Annotated in this window: 1 protein-coding gene; it reads left to right on the forward strand. The window is 48.9% G+C overall.

The window, feature by feature from the left end:
- Complete coding sequence (lgrB, locus tag PMI05_RS27660) at window positions 1–23,229, forward strand: linear gramicidin non-ribosomal peptide synthetase LgrB (RefSeq protein ID WP_039961527.1); 23,229 nt, start codon at window positions 1–3, stop codon at window positions 23,227–23,229.
- Window positions 23,230–23,231: the final 2 nt, after the last annotated feature.

The raw sequence follows: 23,231 nt of genomic DNA on the forward strand, positions 1-23,231 counted from the left end.
ATGTACCCCAGGAGGAGAGTAGACGTGTCAAGTAAAAAGATCGCCAATATATATCCGTTATCTCCCATGCAAGAGGGAATGTTATTTCATTCCCTCCTGGACGAAGGAACAGAGTCCTATTTTGAACAATTGCGCTTTACCATTAGAGGACTCATTGATCCAGCTATTCTCGAACAAAGTTTAAACGAGCTGATCGAGCGACACGATATTCTCCGAACTGTCTTTATCCTTGAAAAGGTTCAAAAGCCACGACAAATTGTACTCAAGGAAAGAAAGACAAACGTGCAGGTGATCGATATCAATCACCTCTCTGAAGACGAGCAAGTTGTCTTTTTAGAGGACTTTGCTAAAAGAGAACGTCAGAAAAACTTTGATTTGGCAAAAGATGTGCTCATTCGCCTCACTCTTGTCCAAACCGCTTCTGATGCCTATACACTGATTTGGAGTCACCACCACATTTTGCTCGACGGCTGGTGCATTCCGCTTGTGTTACATGACTTTTTCCAAATCTATCAACAATTAAAAGACGAACGACCAGTAAATCTCGGTCAAGTTTATCCGTACAGCGAGTACATAAGCTGGTTAGGGGAACAGGATGCAGAAGAGGCAAAAGCCAACTGGTCACGGTATTTAAGTGGCTATGAGCCGAGCACATTTATTCAAAAGCAGGGAACCGGAATCAAATACAATCAAGCAGAGATGGTCTTCACGATTGGTCAGTCGTTGACGAGCCACTTGAATAAAATCGCAAAACAATTGCAAGTGACTGTAAACAATCTCTTTCGTACAATCTGGGGTCTCATGTTGCAGCGCCAAAGCAATATCGATGACGTTGTATTCGGATCGGTTGTCTCTGGCCGTCCAATCGATATCCCGAATGTCGAGCAGATGGTTGGACTTTTCATCAATACCATACCTATCCGTGTTCAGATGAGAGACAATCAAACGTTTTCTGATCTGGTGAAACAAGTACAAGAAGAGTCGATTTCGCTGGAAAAATATCATTATCTTTCCCTCGCAGACATTCAGAAAAATCAGCAACTGATCGATCATATTATTCTGTTCCAAAATTATCCGATGGGCGCAGAGCTTTTGACCCGTCTGAACCAATATAACCAAGAATTCACTCTCACAAATCTGTATGCTTTTGAACAAACCAACTACGACCTAAACATAATGGTCACCTCAGACGATACCCTCACTGTTACGTATATATACAATGCATCCGTATTTACGGAAGATCAACTCCAACACCTCAACCAACAACTCACAACTATCATGACGCAAGTGACAAATACACCGGATATCCTTCTAAAAAATCTAGAAGTGGTAAATTCCGAAGAGAAGCACCTTCAGCTCCATACTTTTAATGATACATATCGCAATTATCCTATTGATTATCTGATTCACCAGATTTTTGAAGAGCGTGCAGAGAAACAACCACACCTCATTGCGCTGGTCATGGGAGAGCAACAGCTTACTTATCGTGAGCTAAACGAAAAGGCAAATCAACTTGCTACATTTTTACGTGCAAAAGGGGTCGGACCAGAAAGTATTGTCAGCTTGCTCACAGAACGCTCACCGGAAATGATCATTGCCATTCTTGCGATCTTTAAAGCAGGCGGAGCATATTTACCAATCGACCCGGCTCATCCGAAGGAACGCATCGAATACATTTTACAGGATAGCGGCAGTGTGCTACTTCTTACAAAAAAACGCTTTTTAGAGACAATTGATTTTGCTGATCGGATCTTTGATCTAGAGGCGGATGAGCTTTATCAGGGAGCACCGGGTAATCTTGCAAATGTAGCCCAAACGAGTAATCTTGCATACGTCATCTATACATCGGGTTCGACAGGCAAACCGAAAGGCGTCATGATCGAGCATGCGAGTCTATTGAATCAAATCTTCACACTGCAAGAGAAATATCCGCTACAAGAAAAAGATGCGTATTTGTTAAAAACGACCTATACCTTCGACGTATCTGTCGCAGAAATCTTCGGTTGGATTCCCGGCAACGGCAGACTGGTGATTCTCGAGCCAGGCGCGGAGAAAGAACCTGACAAAATTTGGGAATCCGTTGTAAATTATGACGTAACTCACGTCAATTTTGTTCCATCTATGCTCATTCCTTTTGTCGAGTATCTAGAGGGGCGAAAAGAGGCAAACCGACTGCGATACATCATGGCTGCCGGGGAAGCAATGCCGAATGATCTTGCGCCAAAAGTATATAACGTATTGCCAGAAGTGAAAGTGGAGAACATCTATGGTCCGACAGAGGCTACCATTTATGCTTCTAGCTACTCATTCCCGGTAGACTTGATAGAAAATCCTGTCCCTATTGGAAAGCCATTGGCCAACTATCAAATGCATATCGTCAATCAATATGGACAATTGCAGCCAATCGGAGTCCCTGGTGAATTATGCATTGCCGGAGCTGGATTGGCGAGAGGATATTTAAACAATGAAGAATTGACGAACGAAAAGTTTGTTCCCCATCCGTTTGAAGCAGGCAAACGCATGTACCGTACAGGCGACCTGGCTCGTTATCGCAAGGATGGAAACATTGAATACCTCGGACGCATTGACCATCAAGTGAAAATTCGTGGCTTCCGCATTGAGTTGAACGAAATTCGTAGCCAGTTGATCGAAGAAGAGTCGATTCGCGATGCAGTGGTAGTGGCACACACAGATCATAACCATCAAGCGTATCTATGCGCCTATATGATCGCCGATCAGATGTGGACTGTTGCCTCATTACGTACATTGCTTCGCCAAACGCTGCCAGATTACATGGTTCCGTCTCATTTCATTCAAATGGAAGAGTTCCCACTGACCTCAAGCGGCAAAATTGATCGCAAAGCTTTGCCACTCCCAGATGGCAATGTACAAACAGGCAACGCGTACAGTGCACCGCGCAATCCAATTGAGGAATTGCTCGCCCGGACTTGGGAGGAGGTTCTTGGTGTATCACAAGTTGGGATCCACGATAACTTTTTCGAATTGGGCGGGCATTCGCTTTTAGCGACACAATTGCTGTCCCGTACATCCAAGGTATTTCAGACCCAGCTTCAGATGCGTGAGATTTTTACCTATCAGACGGTAGCAGAATTGGCGGAACGTATTCAATTCACTCGCCAAGGTGCTGAGCCGATAAAGCAAAGCCCGATCAAACCGCTTTCCTTGGACAGTTCTCAAGAGTTACCACTGTCTTTCGCCCAACAACGTCTGTGGTTCCTTGATCAACTGATCCCGAATAGCGCCATGTACAACATTCCGGTCGGATTCCATCTGCGTGGAGCAGTCGATACGAATGTAATGGAACGTGCTTTGAATGAAATCATCAAACGGCATGAGTCCCTTCGAACAACGATTAAGGATATAGAAGGACGAGCGGTTCAAGTGATTCATACAAATGTACATTTGTCACTGCCTGTCACTGACCTACGCGACATGCAAGCGGCGGAAAAAGACGCTAAATGGATGAGTATGGTGGAAGAAGATGGCGCGACTCCATTCCAAATGGATCAATGGCCGTTGATGCGGGCAGCGTTGATCCGATTGGAGGAAGAAGAGTCCGTTCTCTGGATTAATATGCATCACATCATCTCTGACGGTTGGTCTATGGATGTATTGGTGAACGAGCTAAGCGCAGTGTATGAAGCATTCGTCAAAGAAGCAGAAGTACCGCTTGCCGATTTACCCATTCAATATCGCGATTACGCAATCTGGCAACGAGAGAACTGGCAAGACCATGTATGGGAGCAGCAGCTCAGCTACTGGAAAAAGAAGCTGGGCCAGAGTGAACCACTTTTGCCACTTCCGACTGATCGTCCACGGACAGTCGTGCAAAGCTATCGCGGTGACAACTATTCTTTCTTCGTGCCGAGTGAAGTGGGGCAAAAGCTACGCGAGCTTGGACGACAAGAAGGCGCGACACTGTTCATGACGCTCTTAGCGGCATTCAAGCACTTCATATACCGTTATACGCATACCACAGATATTCTGATAGGCACACCTGTTGCGGGACGTAATCGTCAGGAAATCGAAAACCTGATCGGATTCTTTGTCAACATGCTGGTTCTTCGTACTGACCTGTCGAACGACCCTACATTCGTTGAGCTGTTGCGCCGCGTTCGTGAGACGGCATTTGATGCTTTTGCCAATCAGGATATTCCTTTTGAAAGATTGGTCGATGAATTACAAATTGAGCGTAGTCTTAGCTACTCGCCGTTATTTCAGGTACTTTTCTCCGTACAAGGAATGTCAACGGGTGTACGGAAAGGCGAGACGATATCCATTACACCTGATGAAGTCAATCTCAACAAGACGACCAAATTTGATTTGACTCTCACCATGATTGAAAACGAGGATGACGGACTCAAGGGTGTGTTTGAATACAGTACGGATCTATTTGATCGTACGACGATTGAGCGCATGGCAGTGCATTTCTGCAATCTTTTGCAAGCTGTTGCGACCAATCCAGCGCAGAAAATAACAGAAGTTGAACTGTTAGGCGATGGGGAACGAGATCAGCTACTCGTCGGTTGGAATGATACTGAGGTTGATTATTCTCGCGATCTTTGCGTGCACGAACTTGTTGCCCAGATCGCACGAAAGTTGCCTGATCAGATTGCAGTTTCAGGTGAGCAAGGTGTAATCACCTATGCAGACCTGGATGCGAAGGCCAATCAGCTCGCTCATTTCTTGCTAAAACAAGGGATTGGCTCGGAAGACTTGGTAGGAATTTGCGTGGAGCGTTCCATCGAGATGTTGATCGGTCAACTCGCGATTCTCAAAGCAGGTGCCGTTTATGTGCCGATGGACCCTGCATACCCGCAAGAACGACTCGCTTTTATGATCAAGAACTCGCAGATGTCTTTGGTTTTAACCCAAGAGCGGTTGGTAGGTGCATTACCAGAAGGCGCTGCAACGTTCCTTTGCTTGGATCGAGATTGGCATGTCATTGCTGAGATGAGTTCGATTGCGCCAGCGGTTACGACCAAAGCAGAACAACTCGCCTATGTCATCTATACGTCAGGTTCTACAGGAACGCCAAAGGGAGTGGAGATCGAGCACGGATCACTCTTGAATCTAGTAAATTGGCATCAGCGAGCGTACAGCGTAATCGCTGCGGACCGTGCATCGCAAATAGCTGGTACAGCTTTTGATGCTTCGGTTTGGGAGATTTGGCCGTATTTGACGGCGGGTGCAACGATTTGCCTGCCACAGGAAGAGATTCGTCTCATACCGGAAAAACTGCGTAATTGGTTAGTCGAATCAGGCATCACGATAAGCTTTTTACCAACGCCTTTGGCAGAGAGTCTGCTTACCTTGAATTGGCCAGCCGAATCAGCTTTACGCTACATGTTGACGGGTGGTGATACTTTGCACCAGTACCCGTCTGCGAATGTACCGTTTACGCTGGTAAATCAGTATGGCCCAACTGAAAATACCGTCGTTGCTACTGCTGGTATCGTACCCGTGCAGGGAGAACGAGAAGCGGCTCCTTCCATTGGACGTCCCATTGACAACGTATCTGTCTATGTACTCGACGCAAGCAGAAAGCCTGTGCCTGTAGGAGTTGTCGGGGAACTTTACATTGCAGGGAAAAGCTTGGCACGCGGCTATCTGAACCGTCCTGACCTGACGGAAGCCAGTTTTGTCCCCAATCCGTTCTCAACAGATGAAGGGGCACGGATGTATCGCACTGGCGACTTGGTTCGCTATTTGGTAGATGGCAGTTTGGAGTTTATTGGACGCGCCGATGATCAAGTAAGCATTCGCGGATTCAGGGTTGAGCTAGGGGAAATAGAGTCGGCTTTGTATGCACATGCAGCTGTTTTGGAAGCAGTGGTGATCGTCAGGGAGGATTTGACGACTGGTGTCAAACGACTGGTGGCTTATGCCGTGCTTCATGAGGGAGAAGAGGTACAGACGAATGAACTGCGTCAGTCTTTGAAAGATAGACTTCCAGACTACATGGTGCCATCTGTCATCATACTGATGGATGCTCTGCCTCTCACTCCTAATGGAAAGGTAGACCGTCGTGCTTTACCGTTACCGGATACCCTGCGAGCTCAATGGGAAGATTCCTTTGTTGCCCCACAAACGGAAATAGAACACAAGCTGGCCGAAATCTGGCAAGGAGTTCTAGGTGTAGAGTCAATCGGGATTCACGATAACTTTTTCGAACTTGGCGGCGATTCGATTCTGACTATTCAAATTGTGTCGCGTGCCAATCAGGCGGGTATCAGATTTACACCAAAGCACTTGTTTGACTCTCAAACATTGGCAGAATTGGCTGCAAGTGTGGTTCTTGAGGATGCGCCACAAGTGCATATGGAACAGGGTGCCGTTACAGGCGAATTGCCTCTGACACCCATTCAGACATGGTTCTTTGAACAGGAAATTTACCATGCCAACCACTGGAATCAATCAGTCATGCTTGCTGTGCGTGAAGAGATGGATGCGAGTCTGTTGGCAAAAGCTTTAGCGACGATTCTTGTTCACCATGATGCCTTGCGCCTGCGTTTTCGGAACGTCAATAGAAAATGGGAGCAATATCATGATGTCGTTTCGGATGAGGATGTATTTCAGGTAGTAGATTTGACGGCTGTACCTGAAACGGACATAGAGGCACAAATGCAAGCCATTGCAGACGAGCTACAAGAAAGTCTGGATATCGAAAAAGGACCATTGCTTCGTGCTGCATACTTCCAATGCGCGGACAAACAGCGTCTGTTCATTGCGATTCATCATCTCGCTGTCGATGGTGTTTCTTGGCGAATTATTCTGGAAGACTTGCAAACGGCCTATCAACAATTGACAGGGTTGCAACAGCTGAATTTGCCTCAGAAGACGACTTCTTTCAAGCAATGGTCGGAACAGTTGACACAGTTCGCAGAGCAAAGCGTAGTCGACGAATACTGGGCGAATCTGGATACAAGTCATGTAGTAAACCTGCCTGTTGACCATCCGAATGGAAAGAACACAGAAAGTCTGGCTGTTCAAGTAAAGATAAAGCTGGGCGTGGACGAGACACGTGCCTTGTTGCAGGAGGTACCAGCCGCTTACCGTACTCAGATTAACGACGTTTTACTCAGTGCTTTGATCCGAGCCTATAACAACTGGACAGGGCAACAGACACTCTATGTTTCAGTAGAGGGACACGGGCGTGAAGAGATCATCGATGGCGTGGACATTTCTCGTACAGTAGGCTGGTTCACAAGCATGTACCCGGTCTTGCTGGAACTGGAGCCGAAGACCGCTTGGAGTTCCCTGATAAAATCAGTCAAAGAACAATTGCGCTCGATTCCTGACAAAGGGATTGGCTACGGCATTCATCGTTATGTAAGCAAAGATGAACAAACGATAAATACATTGCAAGCTTATCCGCAACCTGAGATTAGCTTCAATTATTTAGGACAATTTGATCAGGATCAAACGGCTGATGCATCCTTGTTCCAGATCATTCCGAACTGGTCAGCGTCCAATCTGAGCAAGGATGAAACCCGACTTCATAAACTTGATTTCCTGAGCATGGTGGCGGGAGATCAGTTAGAAATGACCTGGACGTACAGCAGCGATATGTACGAACAACAAACGATTGAAGAGCTCGCTCGTGACTATGTGCAATCATTGCAAGCGATCATTGCCCATTGTCGCTCTGAAGAGGCAGGTGGCTATACACCTTCCGATTTCCCGTTGGCGGAGTTGGATCAAAAAAGCCTCGACAAGTTCATCGGAAACAATCGTCTTATCGAGAACATTTACACGCTCACCCCGTTACAAGAGGGGATGCTGTTCCACTCTCTTTATGAGCAAGCAGGCGGGGACTACGTCGTTCAACTGGTCGTGAATTTGGATCACTTGAATGTGGCGATGTTTTCAGAAGCATGGCAAAAAGTTGTCGAGCGTCATGCCATCCTCCGAACCTCCTTCTTATGGAGCGGATTAGAAAAACCGCATCAGGTTGTTCACACAAAAGTAAAAGCACATGTCGAACAACTGGACTGGAGTCACTTAACGAAAGAAAAGCAAGAAGCGAACTTACAAACCTATCTCGAACAAGATCGCAAGCTAGGCTTTGATCTCGCTCACCCGCCATTGATGCGTTGGTCGTTGATTCGTCTCGATTCGAAAACCAGTCAGCTCGTTTGGAGCTTTCACCATATGTTGTTGGATGGTTGGAGTACACCGATCGTCCTAAACGATTGGTTGGCCTATTATCAGGCATCTGTAGATGGTACCGAAACAAAACTGTCTGTCGCTCCTCCGTTTTCCTCTTATATTGCCTGGTTAAAGCAGCAGAGTCTTGAGGCATCAGAGCAGTATTGGCGAAATCATCTGCGGGGCTTCCGTATACCAACTCCTCTTAGCATGGGGAAACCGGGTGGAAGGGTTGTACAACAAAAAGAATACGCAGATCAAACGATTCTTTTGTCGAAGGAAACAACTGCGAGTCTGCAAGCTTTTGCCCGTAAGCATCAACTAACGATGAATACGCTGGTTCAAGGTGCGTGGGCGTTGATTTTAAGTCGTTATGCAGGTGAGCCGGAAGTGGTATTTGGGACAACCAACCTGGGACGCCCTACAGATTTGCGTGGAGTGGACTCCATGGTGGGTCTGTTTATCAACACGCTGCCTGTTCGCGTGCTTTTCTCGGAACAAATGACGGTGATCGACTGGCTGCAGAACATCCAACAGGAACAGAGTGCGATACGTCAGTACGAGTTCACACCACTCGTTGACATTCAAAGCTGGAGCGAAGTGCCGCTTGGACAGGGGTTGTTTGACAGCATACTCGTTTTCGAGAACTACATGTCTGGTGCAAAAACACAGGCGAATACAGACATGTCACTAAACGCAATCAAAGCAGTTGAGCAGACGAACTATCCATTGACATTGGTGGCGGCACCTGGCGAAGAGCTATTGCTCAAGCTGATTTATGAAACAAATCGATTCGAGCAGATCACCATGGATAAGGTATTGGCTCAATTGATCAAAGTATTAGAGTCGATGATGGCTCAGCCTACGGATCATCTCTCTGCCGTTTCATTCATCACAGACGAGGAACGCCACAAGCTGGTAGTGGAATGGAACGCAACGGAAACGGAATATGCTCGTGACGCAGTGATGCACCAGCTGTTTGAAGCACAAGTGGTCGCAACACCGGATGCGGAGGCTTTAATCGTCGGAGAAGAAAGACTGACGTATGCCGAGCTGAACCGCCGAGCAAACCAGTTAGCTCACTATCTGCGGGCGCAAGGGATCGGTCCAGAGGTCTTGGTCGCTGTTCTCATGGAACGTACGACCGAGATGATCGTAGCGATGATCGGTATTCTCAAAGCTGGCGGCGCGTACGTACCGATTGATCCCGCGTATCCACAAGAGAGAATTGGCTATACGTTGGAGGATTCGCAAGCGGCGATCCTGTTGACCCAAAGAAGCCTGCTATCCATGCTGCCTGACCATACAGCACAAGTGATTTGCCTGGATCGTGACTGGGAGCCTATCGCGGAGCAAAGCGAAGAGAACTTGCTTAATCTGGTAGAGCCAACGAACCTTTCCTATGTCATTTACACCTCGGGCTCGACTGGTCTGCCCAAAGGGGTAGCGATTCAGCACAGTAGTGTTATTGCTTTCGTCGCTTGGGCGAAAACCGTCTTTTCAACTGAAGAAATGAGTGGGGTGCTCGCCTCCACTTCCATCTGCTTCGATTTGTCTGTCTATGAAATATTCGTGACCTTAAGCTACGGCGGGAAAGTCATCTTGGCTGACAACGCCTTGCATATACCGAGCCTGCCAGCAGCCAACGAAGTGACCTTAATTAATACCGTTCCATCTGCGGCGAAAGAACTGGTGCGGATGAACGCGATCCCGTCGACGGTACGAGTGGTCAACTTAGCTGGAGAGCCGTTGCCAAACACATTGGTGCAAAGTCTATATGCATTGGAGCATGTGGAAAAAGTCTTTAATCTTTATGGTCCGTCTGAAGATACGACGTACTCCACGTATGTACAGGTCACCAAAGGCGCGACGTCAGAACCGACGATTGGCCGTCCTTTGTCCAACTCACAAGCGTATATTCTCGATACCAACCTACAACCTGTACCGTTGGGCTTACCTGGGGAACTGTATCTTGGCGGTGATGGATTGGCTCGTGGGTACCTGAATCGCCCCGAGCTGACCGCAGAACGATTCTTGTCCAATCCATTCCACGCTGACCCACATGCGCGGATGTACAGCACCGGCGACTTGGTACGCTATCTCCCAGATGGACAAATCGAGTATTTGGGACGGATTGACCATCAGGTGAAGATTCGTGGCTATCGGATCGAGTTGGGAGAGTTAGAGGCTGTCCTTCGCACCCATCCGGCTGTCAAGGAAGCCGTGGTGATGGCAAGAGAAGACCAGCTGGGTGACAAACGTCTGGCGGCGTATGTAACGACAAAAGAGGAAAGTAGCGAAGAGAGCACTGACTTAACCGTCTGGGCAAAAGCAAAATTGCCAGAGTTTATGGTTCCATCTGTCTTTGTCTGGCTGGACGCTATGCCGCTCACACCGAACGGCAAGATCGACCGGAAGCAGCTGCCAGAGCCGGAGTGGGGGCAGATGGCTTCTACACAAGAGTATGTAGCGCCACGCAACCAAACGGAGGAGCTGGTCGCCACAATCTGGTCGCAAGTGCTTGGTATCGCAAAAGTCGGAGTTCAAGACAACTTCTTCGAGTTAGGCGGGCATTCTCTCTTAGCGACACGCGTCATTTCCCGACTTCGTGACATGTTTGCAGGAGAAGTACCGATCCGTACGCTTTTCGAAAACCCGACTATTGCAGAACTGTCCGAAGCACTCGGAAGCTTTTTGCAAGAAACAGCAGGAGCTTCGATCGTACCTGTTTCACGGGAAGGTCATCTACCATTGTCCTTTGCGCAGCAGCGCCTGTGGTTCCTGGATCGGCTGATGCCAGATAGCGCCTTATACAACATCCCGTCCGCAATGCGATTGCACGGAGACCTGAATATAGAGGCTTGGAACAAGAGCTTACAAGTACTAATCCAGCGCCACGAAAGCTTGCGGACAACCTTTAGTCACGTAGATGGGCAAGCTGTGCAAGTGATTCACCCTTACCAAGAACAGTCGCTACGTGTAATCGACTTGCGGGATCTACCGATGGACGAGAGCGAAGCGGAAACACAGCGTTCGGCGGGAATCGAGGCAGCTACGCCATTCAACCTGAGCGAAGGTCCGTTGTTCCGTACCACCTTGATTCGCATAAGCGAGCAAGAGGCCGTCTTCTTATTTAACATGCACCATATCATTTTCGATGGCTGGTCTATCGGTATTTTCATCAAAGAAATGAGAGCACTGTACGAAGCATTTGTTCAAGGCAAAGAACCTGCATTAGCCGATCTGTCATTGCAGTACGCCGATTACGCTGTATGGCAACGGAAGTGGATGGAAGAAGATGTGCTTACGCAACAGCTAGCATACTGGAAAGAAAAGCTAGTCGATGCCGAACCACTATTGGCTTTGCCGACAGATCGTCCGCGACCAGCCGTTCAAAGCCATGCTGGCGCTATGTATACCTTTACGCTTTCAGCTGAACTATTAGCAAAATTGAGTAGGCTCAGCCGTGAAGAAGGATCGACGCTGTTCATGACCCTGCTGACTGCCTTCCAAACTTTGCTCTACCGCTACAGTGGACAGGAAGACATCCTCGTCGGAAGCCCGGTTGCAGGACGAAATCGGGAGGAGATCGAGTCGCTCATCGGTTTCTTCATTAACACATTGGTGCTACGTACAGATATGTCAGGGGAACCGACATTCCGTGACTTGTTGGCAAGAGTGAAGGAGATAGCACTAGAAGCCTATGCCCATCAGGACCTTCCGTTTGAAAAATTGGTCGATGAACTGGCGCTAGAGCGTAGTCTCAGTTACTCGCCGCTGTTCCAAGTGATGTTTGTCCTCCAGAACTTCCAGCTAGATTTAGACGAAAAGGCCGGTATTCGCGTATCGGAATTCGATATGGACAAACACCTCGTCACTGCCAAGTTCGACCTGACGTTGACGATGGCAGAAAGACAAAACGGATTGATCGCAACGTTTGAGTACAATGCAGCGCTGTTTGATGAAACGACGATTGTGCGAATGTCACAGCACTTTCATCACTTACTCGAAGCCATCGTTCAGATGCCGGAGCAGACCATTACCCAATTGCAACTTTTGCCTCAGGCAGAACGGGAGCAACTGCTGGTGGAATGGAACGACACCACGACGGTTTACCCACGGGATCAACGCGTGGATCAATTGTTCCAGCAGATCGCGATGCGTTACCCGAATCGCATTGCAGTGGTAGCGGGGGACCAAGGCCTGACTTACTCCCAGTTAGAGACACGCGCCAACCAAGTGGCCAATTACCTGCAAAAACAAGGTGTTCGCCCAGGTTCACTCGTCGGTATCTGCGTGAATCGTTCTCTCGAAATGCTGATCGGAGTGCTCGGGATTCTCAAAGCTGGTGGGGCTTATGTACCGCTCGATTCGGATTATCCAAAAGAACGTCTGGCCTACATGATGGACGACGCGCAAGTCACTGTTTTGCTTACGCAGGAGAATCTTCTATCGTCACTCCCATCTGGAGAGCATACCGTGATTTGTCTGGATCGCGACCGGACGATGATTGCCGAAGAAAGTGAACAGGCACCTGACATTGACACCACGGCGGAAAGTCTCGCTTACGTGATCTACACCTCTGGTTCTACCGGGTTGCCAAAAGGAACGCTTGTCATCCATCGAGGCATTGTCCGTCTCGTCAAAGAAACCGACTACGTGACGATTACAGAGCAGGACGTATTCCTGCAAGCATCGACAGTATCGTTCGATGCGGCGACCTTTGAGATTTGGGGCAGCTTGCTGAATGGGGCAAAGCTAGTGCTGATGCCGCCCGATCTGCCTTCCCTGGAAGAACTGGGACAAGCCATTCAGACGTACAAGGTTACGACGCTTTGGCTGACGGCAGGACTGTTCACACTGATGGTGGATCATCACAAAGAGTACCTGACGGGGGTTCGACAACTGCTCGTTGGTGGAGATGTCGTCTCGGTTCCCCACGTAAGAAAAGCGTTGGAAATCGAAGGGATCACGATTATCAACGGGTACGGTCCAACGGAGAACACGACATTCACTTGCTGCTATCCGGTCACGGAGTTGCCAGTGACGATCAGTTCTTTCCCGATTGGCCGTCCTATCAAGAATACGACTGTGTACGTACTGGATAACAAAATGCAGCCCGTCCCGATTGGTGTAACAGGTGAACTGTACATCGGCGGAGATGGTCTGGCGCAAGGATATTGGAATCGTCCTGATTTAACCGAAGAACGCTTTGTACCAAACCCGTTCTCAACCGACCCGCAGGCACGACTTTATCGGACTGGTGACTTGGTTCGTTACCTGCCAGATGGTCTTATCGAATTCATCGGCCGAATCGACAATCAGGTAAAAATCCGCGGATTCCGCATCGAGTTGAGTGAAGTAGAGTCCGTTTTAGCCAAACATCCTGCTCTTGCCGCATCCGTCGTCATTGTCCGCGAAGATGAACCAGGCAAGAAACAGCTCGTAGCTTACGCGGTCAAGCAAGCCGAGCAAGAGGTTGACACAGCCGAACTGCGCCAACACTTCAAAGCACATGTTCCGGATTATATGGTGCCAGCTGCTTTCGTCATGCTGGATGAATTGCCGCTTACGCCAAACGGGAAAGTAGACCGTCGGGCCCTGCCAAAACCTGACTATGCGAACGCAAGTGATGAGCACTACGTTGCACCACATACCTTTATCGAGCGCAAACTGTCTGAGATTTGGCAAGACGTTCTCAGAATCGAAGATATCAGTATCAACTCCAACTTCTTCGAACTCGGAGGAGACTCGATCCTGAGTATCCAAATCGTCTCTCGGGCTAACCAAGCAGGGATTCGTCTTACACCTAAACAGATCTTTGAAAACCAAACAATCGCTGAACTAGCAGCTCTCGTTTCAACAACTGGAAACGGGGAAAACGCTATTCAACTGGCGGAGCAGGGCATCGTGACCGGAGACGTGTTGCTTACACCAATCCAGAAGTGGTTCTTTGCCGCAAATCAACCGTCTATCCATCACTGGAACCAATCCTTCTTGTTGACAGTCGAGGAACCGGTTGATACGAACGCATTGGAGCGTGCCATTACCGAGTTGCTTGCACACCACGATGCTTTGCGCATGCGTTATACCAACAACGACGGTTTATGGTCGCAACACATCGAAGGCTTGGGCGAATCTGTACCTTTCCATTCGGTTGATTTGTCTGGCATCGCAGCAGAGGATCAATTCGTGCGACTGGAGGAATATGCAAGCGAGATGCAGGCGAGTCTGAACATCACAGAAGGCCCGATGTTCCGCGTAGTGTACTTCCACCTTGGAAAAGAACGCACGGGACGACTCTTACTCGTTGTTCATCACTTGGTAGTCGATGGGGTATCCTGGCGCATTTTGCTGGAAGACTTGCAGTTGGCCTATGAGCAAGCTGTGAATGGTCAGACGGTGCAATTCCCGTCAAAAACGACCTCGTTTAAGGCATGGGCTGAACAGTTACACGCTTATGCCAACTCTGATGCGCTCGAAATGGAAAAAGCCTTTTGGGCAAATCAAGCGTATGAAGTGGATCCACTTCCTGTTGACCGTTCGTATGAGCCAGCCCAAAACACCGAGGCATCCACGAAACAGATTACACTTACGCTGACCGCCGAAGAGACGCGCAACTTGCTTCACGAAACGCTCCCTTCTTACCGTCTGCAAATCAATGACGTATTGCTTGCTTCCTTAGCAAAAGCGCTGAATCGGTGGACAAGAAAAGAGACGATGGTCGTAACTCTCGAAGGACATGGACGCGAGGAGATAATCGAGGGGGCAGATTTATCCCATACGGTTGGCTGGTTCACCAGTATGTACCCGATACAGATCTCTATCGAGCAAGAAAAACCATGGGGGCATATGCTGAAGGCAGTCAAGGAACATCTCCGCCAGATTCCAAATAAGGGTGTCGGTTATGGAATTTTGCGCTATCTAAGTGATGATCTTGAACTACAACACCAACTGAACACCCAACCAAAACCGCAAATCAGCTTCAACTACCTCGGGCAATTTGATCAGACGGTGGCGGTTTCCTCTACGTTTGGCATAGCGTCTGAATGCAGTGGAGCCAACCTTGCCCCTGATTCGATTCGAGAGAACTTGCTAGATATCATTAGTGCGGTTACAGGAGATCAGCTACACGTCACCTGGTTGTACAACGAAAACATCCACGATGAACAGACGATTGCGGCGGTTGCTGATGATTACATGGAAGCACTGCGGGAGATTATGTCTTACACTCAATCGGCAGAAGAAATCGGGTACACACCGTCAGATTTCCCGCTGGCTAATCTAAATCAGCAGTCTATCGACAAATACATCGCTTCGGATCGTCAGATCGAAAGTGTATACGCGTTGACACCCCTGCAAGAGGGGATGCTGTTCCACTCCCTGTATGAACAAGAGGGCGGCGATTATGTTGTACAGTTCCTCATGACAGTGCGAGATATTAGCTTGGAAGCATTCGAGCAAGCATGGCAGAAAACAGTTGACCGCCATTCGATTCTTCGTTCCTCCTTTATCTGGGAAGGATTGGAACAACCGCATCAAATCGCCCGAAAACAAGTAAAAGTAAGCGTAGAAAAAATCGACCTACGCCATGTGGATGTCGATAAGCAGGAAGCTGAAATCCAATCGTACATGGAAAAAGACCGCACGCGAAACTTCCAGTTTAATCAGGCGCCATTAATGCGGTGGACATTGTTTTGCACGAACGAAAATACGTATCGCTTCTTATGGAGCTTCCATCATATCTTGCTAGATGGCTGGAGTATGCCACTTGTCTTGCAAGATTGGCAGGCAAGTTACCAAGCGATCGACAAAGGCGAAGAAGAAAAATTAGAAGCAGTCCAACCATTCAGTCGCTATATCGCATGGCTCAATAAACAAGATAAACAAGTTGCGGAGCGCTATTGGTGCGAACAGTTAAAAGGCTTCTACGAGTCGACACCACTTGCTATGGGAAAAGCAGGCAGTCATGCCGTACAGCCTAAAGCCTACAGTGATCGAACCGTTTACTTATCCAAGGAAGTAACGGCCCACCTGCAAGCTTTTGCCCGCAAGCAGCAGTTGACGCTAAATACGTTAGTGCAAGGGGCATGGGCACTTATCCTGAGCGGTTACAGCGGATCAGACGATGTTGTCTTTGGAACGACAGTTTCTGGTCGTCCAGCAGAGCTGCCAGGAGTGGAAAATATGGTAGGACTCTTTATTAATACGTTACCTGTCCGCGTCATGTTTGACCCAAGCCAAACGATTCAGGAATGGTTACAACACTTGCAAAAGACACAATTAGACATCCGCCAGTATGAATTCACCCCACTTGTAGACGTCCAAGGCTGGAGTGAGGTTCCACATGGGCAATCGTTATTTGATAGTATTCTCGTTTTTGAGAACTACTTGAACAGCACGAGTGAGGATTCAGATTCCGGAGTGTCGCTGAGTGAAGTCCAAGCAGTGGAGCAAACCAATTACCCATTGACATTGGTGGCGGCTCCTGGCGATGAACTTGCTCTCAAATTGATCTATGAGCAGGGACGTTTTGATACGGAAGTGATTGTTAAGGTATTAGAACAGATGTCGCAGGTTCTACATGCCTTAACTGCTCAAGCGGAACAGCCGCTGACTACACTTTCATTTATTACGGACGAGGAACGCCACAAGCTGTTAGTAGAATGGAACGCAACGGAAACGGAATATGCTCGTGACGCAGTGATGCACCAGCTGTTTGAAGCACAAGTGGTCGCAACACCGGATGCGGAGGCTTTAATCGTCGGAGAAGAAAGACTGACGTACGCGGAGCTGAACCGCCGAGCAAACCAGTTGGCTCACTATCTGCGTGCGCAAGGGATCGGCCCAGAGGTCTTGGTCGCTGTTCTCATGGAACGTACGACTGAGATGATCGTAGCAATGTTGGGTGTTCTCAAAGCTGGCGGCGCGTACGTACCGATTGATCCCGCGTATCCACAAGAGAGAATCGGCTATACGTTGGAGGATTCGCAAGCGGCGATCCTGTTGACCCAAGGAAGCTTGCTATCGATGCTGCCTGAACATACGGCACAAGTGATCTGCCTGGATCGTGACTGGGAGCTTATTTCAGAGCAAAGCGAAGAGAACTTGCTTAATCTGGTCGAGCCAACGAACCTTTCCTATGTCATTTACACCTCGGGCTCAACAGGTCTGCCCAAAGGGGTAGCGATTCAGCACAGTAGTGTCATTGCTTTCGTCGCTTGGGCGAAAACCGTTTTCTCAGCTGAAGAAATGAGTGGGGTGCTCGCCTCCACTTCCATCTGCTTCGATCTGTCAGTCTATGAAATTTTCGTGACCTTAAGCTACGGCGGGAAAGTCATCTTGGCTGACAACGCTTTGCATATACCGAGCCTGCCAGCAGTCAATGAAGTGACATTAATCAATACCGTTCCATCTGCGGCGAAAGAACTCGTGCGGATGAACGCGATCCCGTCGACGGTACGAGTTGTCAATTTAGCTGGAGAGCCACTGCCAAACACATTGGTGCAAAGTCTATATGCATTGCAGCATGTGGAAAAAGTCTTTAATCTTTACGGTCCGTCGGAAGATACGACCTACTCCACGTATGTACAGGTCACCAAAGGCGCGACGTCAGAACCAACGATTGGCCGTCCTTTGTCCAACACACAAGCGTATATTCTCGATGCCAACCTGCAACCTGTACCGTTGGGCTTACCTGGGGAACTGTATCTTGGCGGTGATGGATTGGCTCGTGGGTACCTGAATCGCCCAGAGATGACCGCAGAACGATTCTTGTCCAATCCATTCCACGCTGACTCAAATGCGCGGATGTACAGCACCGGCGACTTGGTACGTTATCTCCCAGATGGACAAATCGAGTATTTGGGACGGATTGACCATCAGGTGAAGATTCGTGGCTATCGGATCGAGTTGGGAGAGCTGGAGGCTGTCCTTCGCGCCCATCCGACTGTCAAGGAAGCCGTGGTGATGGCAAGAGAAGATAAGCTGGGTGACAAACGTCTGGCGGCGTATGTGACGACAAAAGAGGAAAGTAGCGAAGAGGCCACTGACTTAGCCGTCTGGGCAAAAGCAAAATTGCCAGAATTTATGGTTCCATCAGTCTTTGTCTGGCTGGACGCTATGCCGCTCACACCGAATGGAAAGATCGACCGGAAGCAACTGTCAGAGCCGGAGTGGGGCCAAATGGTTTCTACCCAAGAGTATGTAGCGCCACGAAACCAAACGGAGGAGCTAGTCGCCACAATCTGGTCGCAAGTGCTCGGTATCGAAAAAGTCGGAGTTTATGATAACTTCTTCGAGTTGGGCGGGCATTCTCTCTTAGCGACACGGGTCATTTCCCGACTACGTGACATGTTTGCAGGAGAAGTACCGATACGTACGCTTTTCGAAAACCCAACCGTTGCAGAACTGTCCGAAGCACTCGGAAGCTTTTTGCAAGAAACAACAGGAGCTTCGATCATACCTGTTTCGCGGGAAGGTCATCTACCATTGTCCTTTGCACAGCAGCGCCTGTGGTTCCTGGATCGTCTGATGCCAGATAGCGCCTTGTACAACATCCCGTCAGCGATGCGATTGCACGGAGACTTGAATTTGGAAGCTTGGAACAAGAGCTTGCAGGTACTGATCCAGCGCCATGAAAGCTTGCGGACAACCTTTGACCACGTAGATGGGCAAGCCGTACAAATCATTCACCCTTACCAAGAACAGTCGCTACGTGTGATCGACTTGCGGGAGTTACCAGCGGACGAGTGCGAAGCAGAAACACAGCGTCTGGCAGGAATAGAGGCAGCTACGCCATTCAACCTGAGCGAAGGTCCGTTGTTCCGTACCACCTTGATTCGCATAAGCGAGCAAGAAACAGTCTTCCTTTTCAACATGCATCACATCATCTCTGACGGTTGGTCGATGGGAGTATTTATTCGCGAATGGTTCACCTCCTACGAAGCGATTAGCCAAAACAACATACCAGCATTGGTTGATTTACCTGTGCAGTATGCTGATTACGCGGCTTGGCAACGCGAGTGGCTCCAAGGTTCGGTATTAGACGAACAGCTCACTTACTGGAGTGAAAAATTAAGTGGTGCTGAACCCCTTCTCACCTTGCCGACAGACCGTTCACGTCCAGCTGTACAAACGTACAAGGGAGCGATTTACTCAACGACGCTCGCAGGTGAACTTCTCGACAAATTACAAACACTTAGCCGTAAAGAAGAATCGACGCTGTTCATGACCTTGCTGGCTGCCTTCCAAACTCTTCTCTACCGCTACAGTGGACAGGAAGACATCCTCGTCGGAAGCCCAGTCGCAGGACGCAATAGACAAGAGACGGAACAATTGATTGGATTCTTCATTAATACATTGGTGCTCCGTACGAACATGTCAGGGGAACCGACATTCCGTGACTTGCTGGCAAGAGTGAAGGAGACGGCGCTAGAAGCCTATGCCCATCAGGATCTTCCGTTTGAAAAATTGGTCGATGAACTGGCGCTAGAGCGTAGTCTCAGTTACTCGCCGCTGTTCCAAGTGATGTTTGTCCTCCAAAACTTCCAGCTAGATTTAGACGAAAAGGCTGGCATTCGCGTATCGGCATTCGATATGGACAAACACCTCGTCACCGCCAAGTTCGACCTGACGTTGACGATGGCGGAAAAACAAGATGAACTGATCGCAACGTTTGAGTACAATACGGCGCTGTTTGATGAAACGACGATCGTGCGTATGTCACAGCACTTCCATCACTTACTCGAAGCCATCGTTCAGATGCCGGGGCAGACCATTACTCAATTGCCGTTTTTGCCTCAGGCAGAACGCGAGCAACTGCTGGTGGAATGGAACGACACTACGACTGCTTACCCACGGGATCAACGCGTGGATCAATTGTTCCAGCAGACCGCGATGCTTTACCCGAATCGCATTGCAGTGGTAGCGGGAGACAAGAGTCTCACATACTCCCAGCTAGAGACACGAGCCAACCAAGTAGGGAACTATCTGCAAAAACAAGGCGTTCGCCCAGGTTCACTCGTCGGTATCTGCGTCAAGCGTTCTCTCGAAATGCTGATCGGGGTGCTCGGGATTCTCAAAGCTGGTGGGGCTTATGTACCACTCGATTCGGATTATCCGAAAGAACGTCTGGCCTACATGATGGACGACGCGCAAGTCACTGTTTTGCTCACGCAGGAGCAGCTTCTACCGTCACTTCCATCTGGAGAGCATACCGTGATTTGTCTGGATCGCGACTGGGCGATGATTGCCGAAGAAAGTGAACTGGCACCTGACATTGATACCACAGCGGAAAGTCTCGCTTACGTGATCTACACCTCAGGCTCTACCGGGTTGCCAAAAGGAACGCTAGTCATCCATCGCGGCATAGTCCGTCTCGTCAAAGAGACCGACTATGTGACGATCACAGAGCAGGACGTTTTCCTGCAAGCATCGACAGTATCGTTCGATGCAGCGACCTTTGAGATTTGGGGCAGCTTGCTGAATAGGGCACAGCTGGTGCTGATGCCACCTGATCTGCCTTCCCTGGCAGAGCTGGGACAAGCCATTCAGACGCACAAGGTTACGACGCTTTGGCTGACAGCGGGACTGTTCACACTGATGGTGGATCATCACAAAGAGTACCTGACGGGGGTTCGGAAACTGCTCGTTGGCGGCGATGTCGTCTCGGTTCCTCACGTAAGAAAAGCGTTGGAAATCGAAGGACTCACGATTATCAACGGATACGGTCCAACGGAAAACACGACATTCACTTGCTGCTACCCAGTCACAGAGTTGTCAGAGACGATTAGTTCTTTCCCGATTGGCCGTCCCATCAAGAATACGACTGTGTACGTACTGGATAGCAAAATGCAGCCCGTACCGATCGGCCTAACAGGTGAGCTGTACATCGGCGGAGATGGTCTGGCTACAGGATATTTGAATCGTCCTGATTTAACGGAAGAACGCTTTGTACCCAACCCGTTCTCAACCGATTCTCAGGCACGACTCTATCGAACTGGTGACTTGGTTCGTTACCTGCCAGATGGTCTTATCGAATTCATCGGCCGCATCGATAATCAGGTAAAAATCCGCGGATTCCGCATTGAGCTGAGTGAAGTAGAGGCAGTATTAGCCAAACATCCTGCTCTTGCCGCATCCGTCGTCATTGTCCGCGAAGATGAACCGGGCAAGAAACAGCTCGTCGCTTATGCGGTCAAGCAAGCCGAGCACGAGGTTGACACAGCCGAACTGCGCCAACACTTCAAAGCACTTGTTCCGGATTATATGGTGCCATCTGCTTTTGTCATGCTGAACGAAATACCGCTTACGCCAAACGGGAAAGTGGACAGAAAAGCACTTCCAGTCCCTGTCTATGATCGCAGCCAAGATGTTCATTCGTTTACACAGGCTACCAGTCTAATCGAACAAAGACTGACGGAAATCTGGTGCGACGTTCTACGAATGGATCGCATCGGCATTCACGATAACTTTTTTGAGCTTGGGGGCGACTCCATCCTCAGCATTCAAATCGTCGCGCGTGCAAACAAAGCTGGCATTCATCTGACTCCGAAGAATCTTTTTGACCATCAAACGATTGCAGAGTTGGCAAAGGTTGCAGGCCAAAGCACAAAGGTGGAAGCAGAGCAAGGAATGGTAACAGGTGAAGCGCCACTATTGCCGATCCAAAAATGGTTCTTCGAGCAAGAGCAACCAACTCCACATCACTGGAACCAATCGATGCTCCTGCAAGTAAACGAACAATTGGATGAAGAGCATCTAGAGCAAGCCATTACCCACCTGCTCGCTCACCACGACGCACTCCGCCTGCGTTATACCTACACAGATGGAAAGTGGAAGCAGACACACGCAGAAGTCCAATCGGAAGTTTTGCTCATCGTGGAGGATCTCAGCATGATCTCGCCAGCTCAGCACATGAGAAGAATCGAAAAACTTTCACACCAAGCACAAGCGAGCCTAGATTTGGAAAACGGACCGCTCATGAAGATCGTGTACTTCGATCTCGGTTATGATCGACCAGGCCGTTTGCTGATTGTCATTCACCATTTGGCGGTAGACGGGGTATCGTGGCGAGTTCTGATCGAAGACTTGCAAACGGCATACAGACAGGCTGCGGAGGGAACAGAGATTCAATTGCCAGCAAAAACAACCTCCTACAAAGCATGGGCAGTAAAAATGAATGAGTACGCATCTTCTGAACGTATTGTCGCTGAAAAGGAGTACTGGATAGCTGCAGTAGACGAGATGGTCTCCTTTACACCGCCAATCCATGACGGTGAGTCGAACACAGAAGGGAACTGCCGGACGATTACGATTGCAATGGAGGAAGAAGAGACAGAAACCCTGCTACAAAAAGTACCGTCCCGTTACCGCGCGCAAATCAATGATGTTCTATTGACCGCGTTAGCATTGGCACACGCCAAATGGACGGGAGAACAATCCCTACTAGTCAACCTAGAAGGTCACGGTCGTGAAGAATTGTTCTCGGAGGTCAATCTCTCCCGCACGGTTGGCTGGTTTACGTCTATGTATCCACTCCTGATTCGACTGGATCAGAACATGTCTCAGGAAAATGCGCTGGTAATAGTCAAAGAGAAGCTTCAACAAATTCCGAACAAAGGCCTTGGATACGGCATTCTGCGCTACTTGACGAAAGATAACGAGGTGTCCGAAAAGCTAGCGGCAATTTCGCAACCACCGATTAGCTTCAACTATCTGGGACAATTCAATCAGGCGGGTGAAGGAAATTCCCTGTTTGGATTTGCGACAGGAGAAAGAGGCTCCAACATCAGTCCGGACAACAGACGGGCTCATCTGATTGATGTGGTAGGGGCAGTCACAGGAGGCAAGCTGAACCTAAGCTTCCTCTACAGTGAGACATTGCATAGCGAAGCGAGCATTGAGACCTTCGCTCGTCATTTCACGGAAATCCTGCGTTCACTGATTCAAGCGGAGAAACAAAGCTATAGAGCTGAAGACTTCGAGGATGCAGACTTGAGTCAAATGGCGTTAAACAAGGTACTCTCCAAGCTGAAGAAAAGAAAGGGGAATTAATC

Origin of the sequence: Brevibacillus sp. BC25 (assembly GCF_000282075.1) — a bacterium.
Lineage (GTDB): Bacteria > Bacillota > Bacilli > Brevibacillales > Brevibacillaceae > Brevibacillus.

What these genes read in the sequence shown, in the direction of transcription:
- lgrB (WP_039961527.1), top strand. Translation starts at nt 1, where the DNA reads ATGTACCCCAGGAGGAGAGTAGACGTGTCAAGTAAAAAGATCGCCAAT.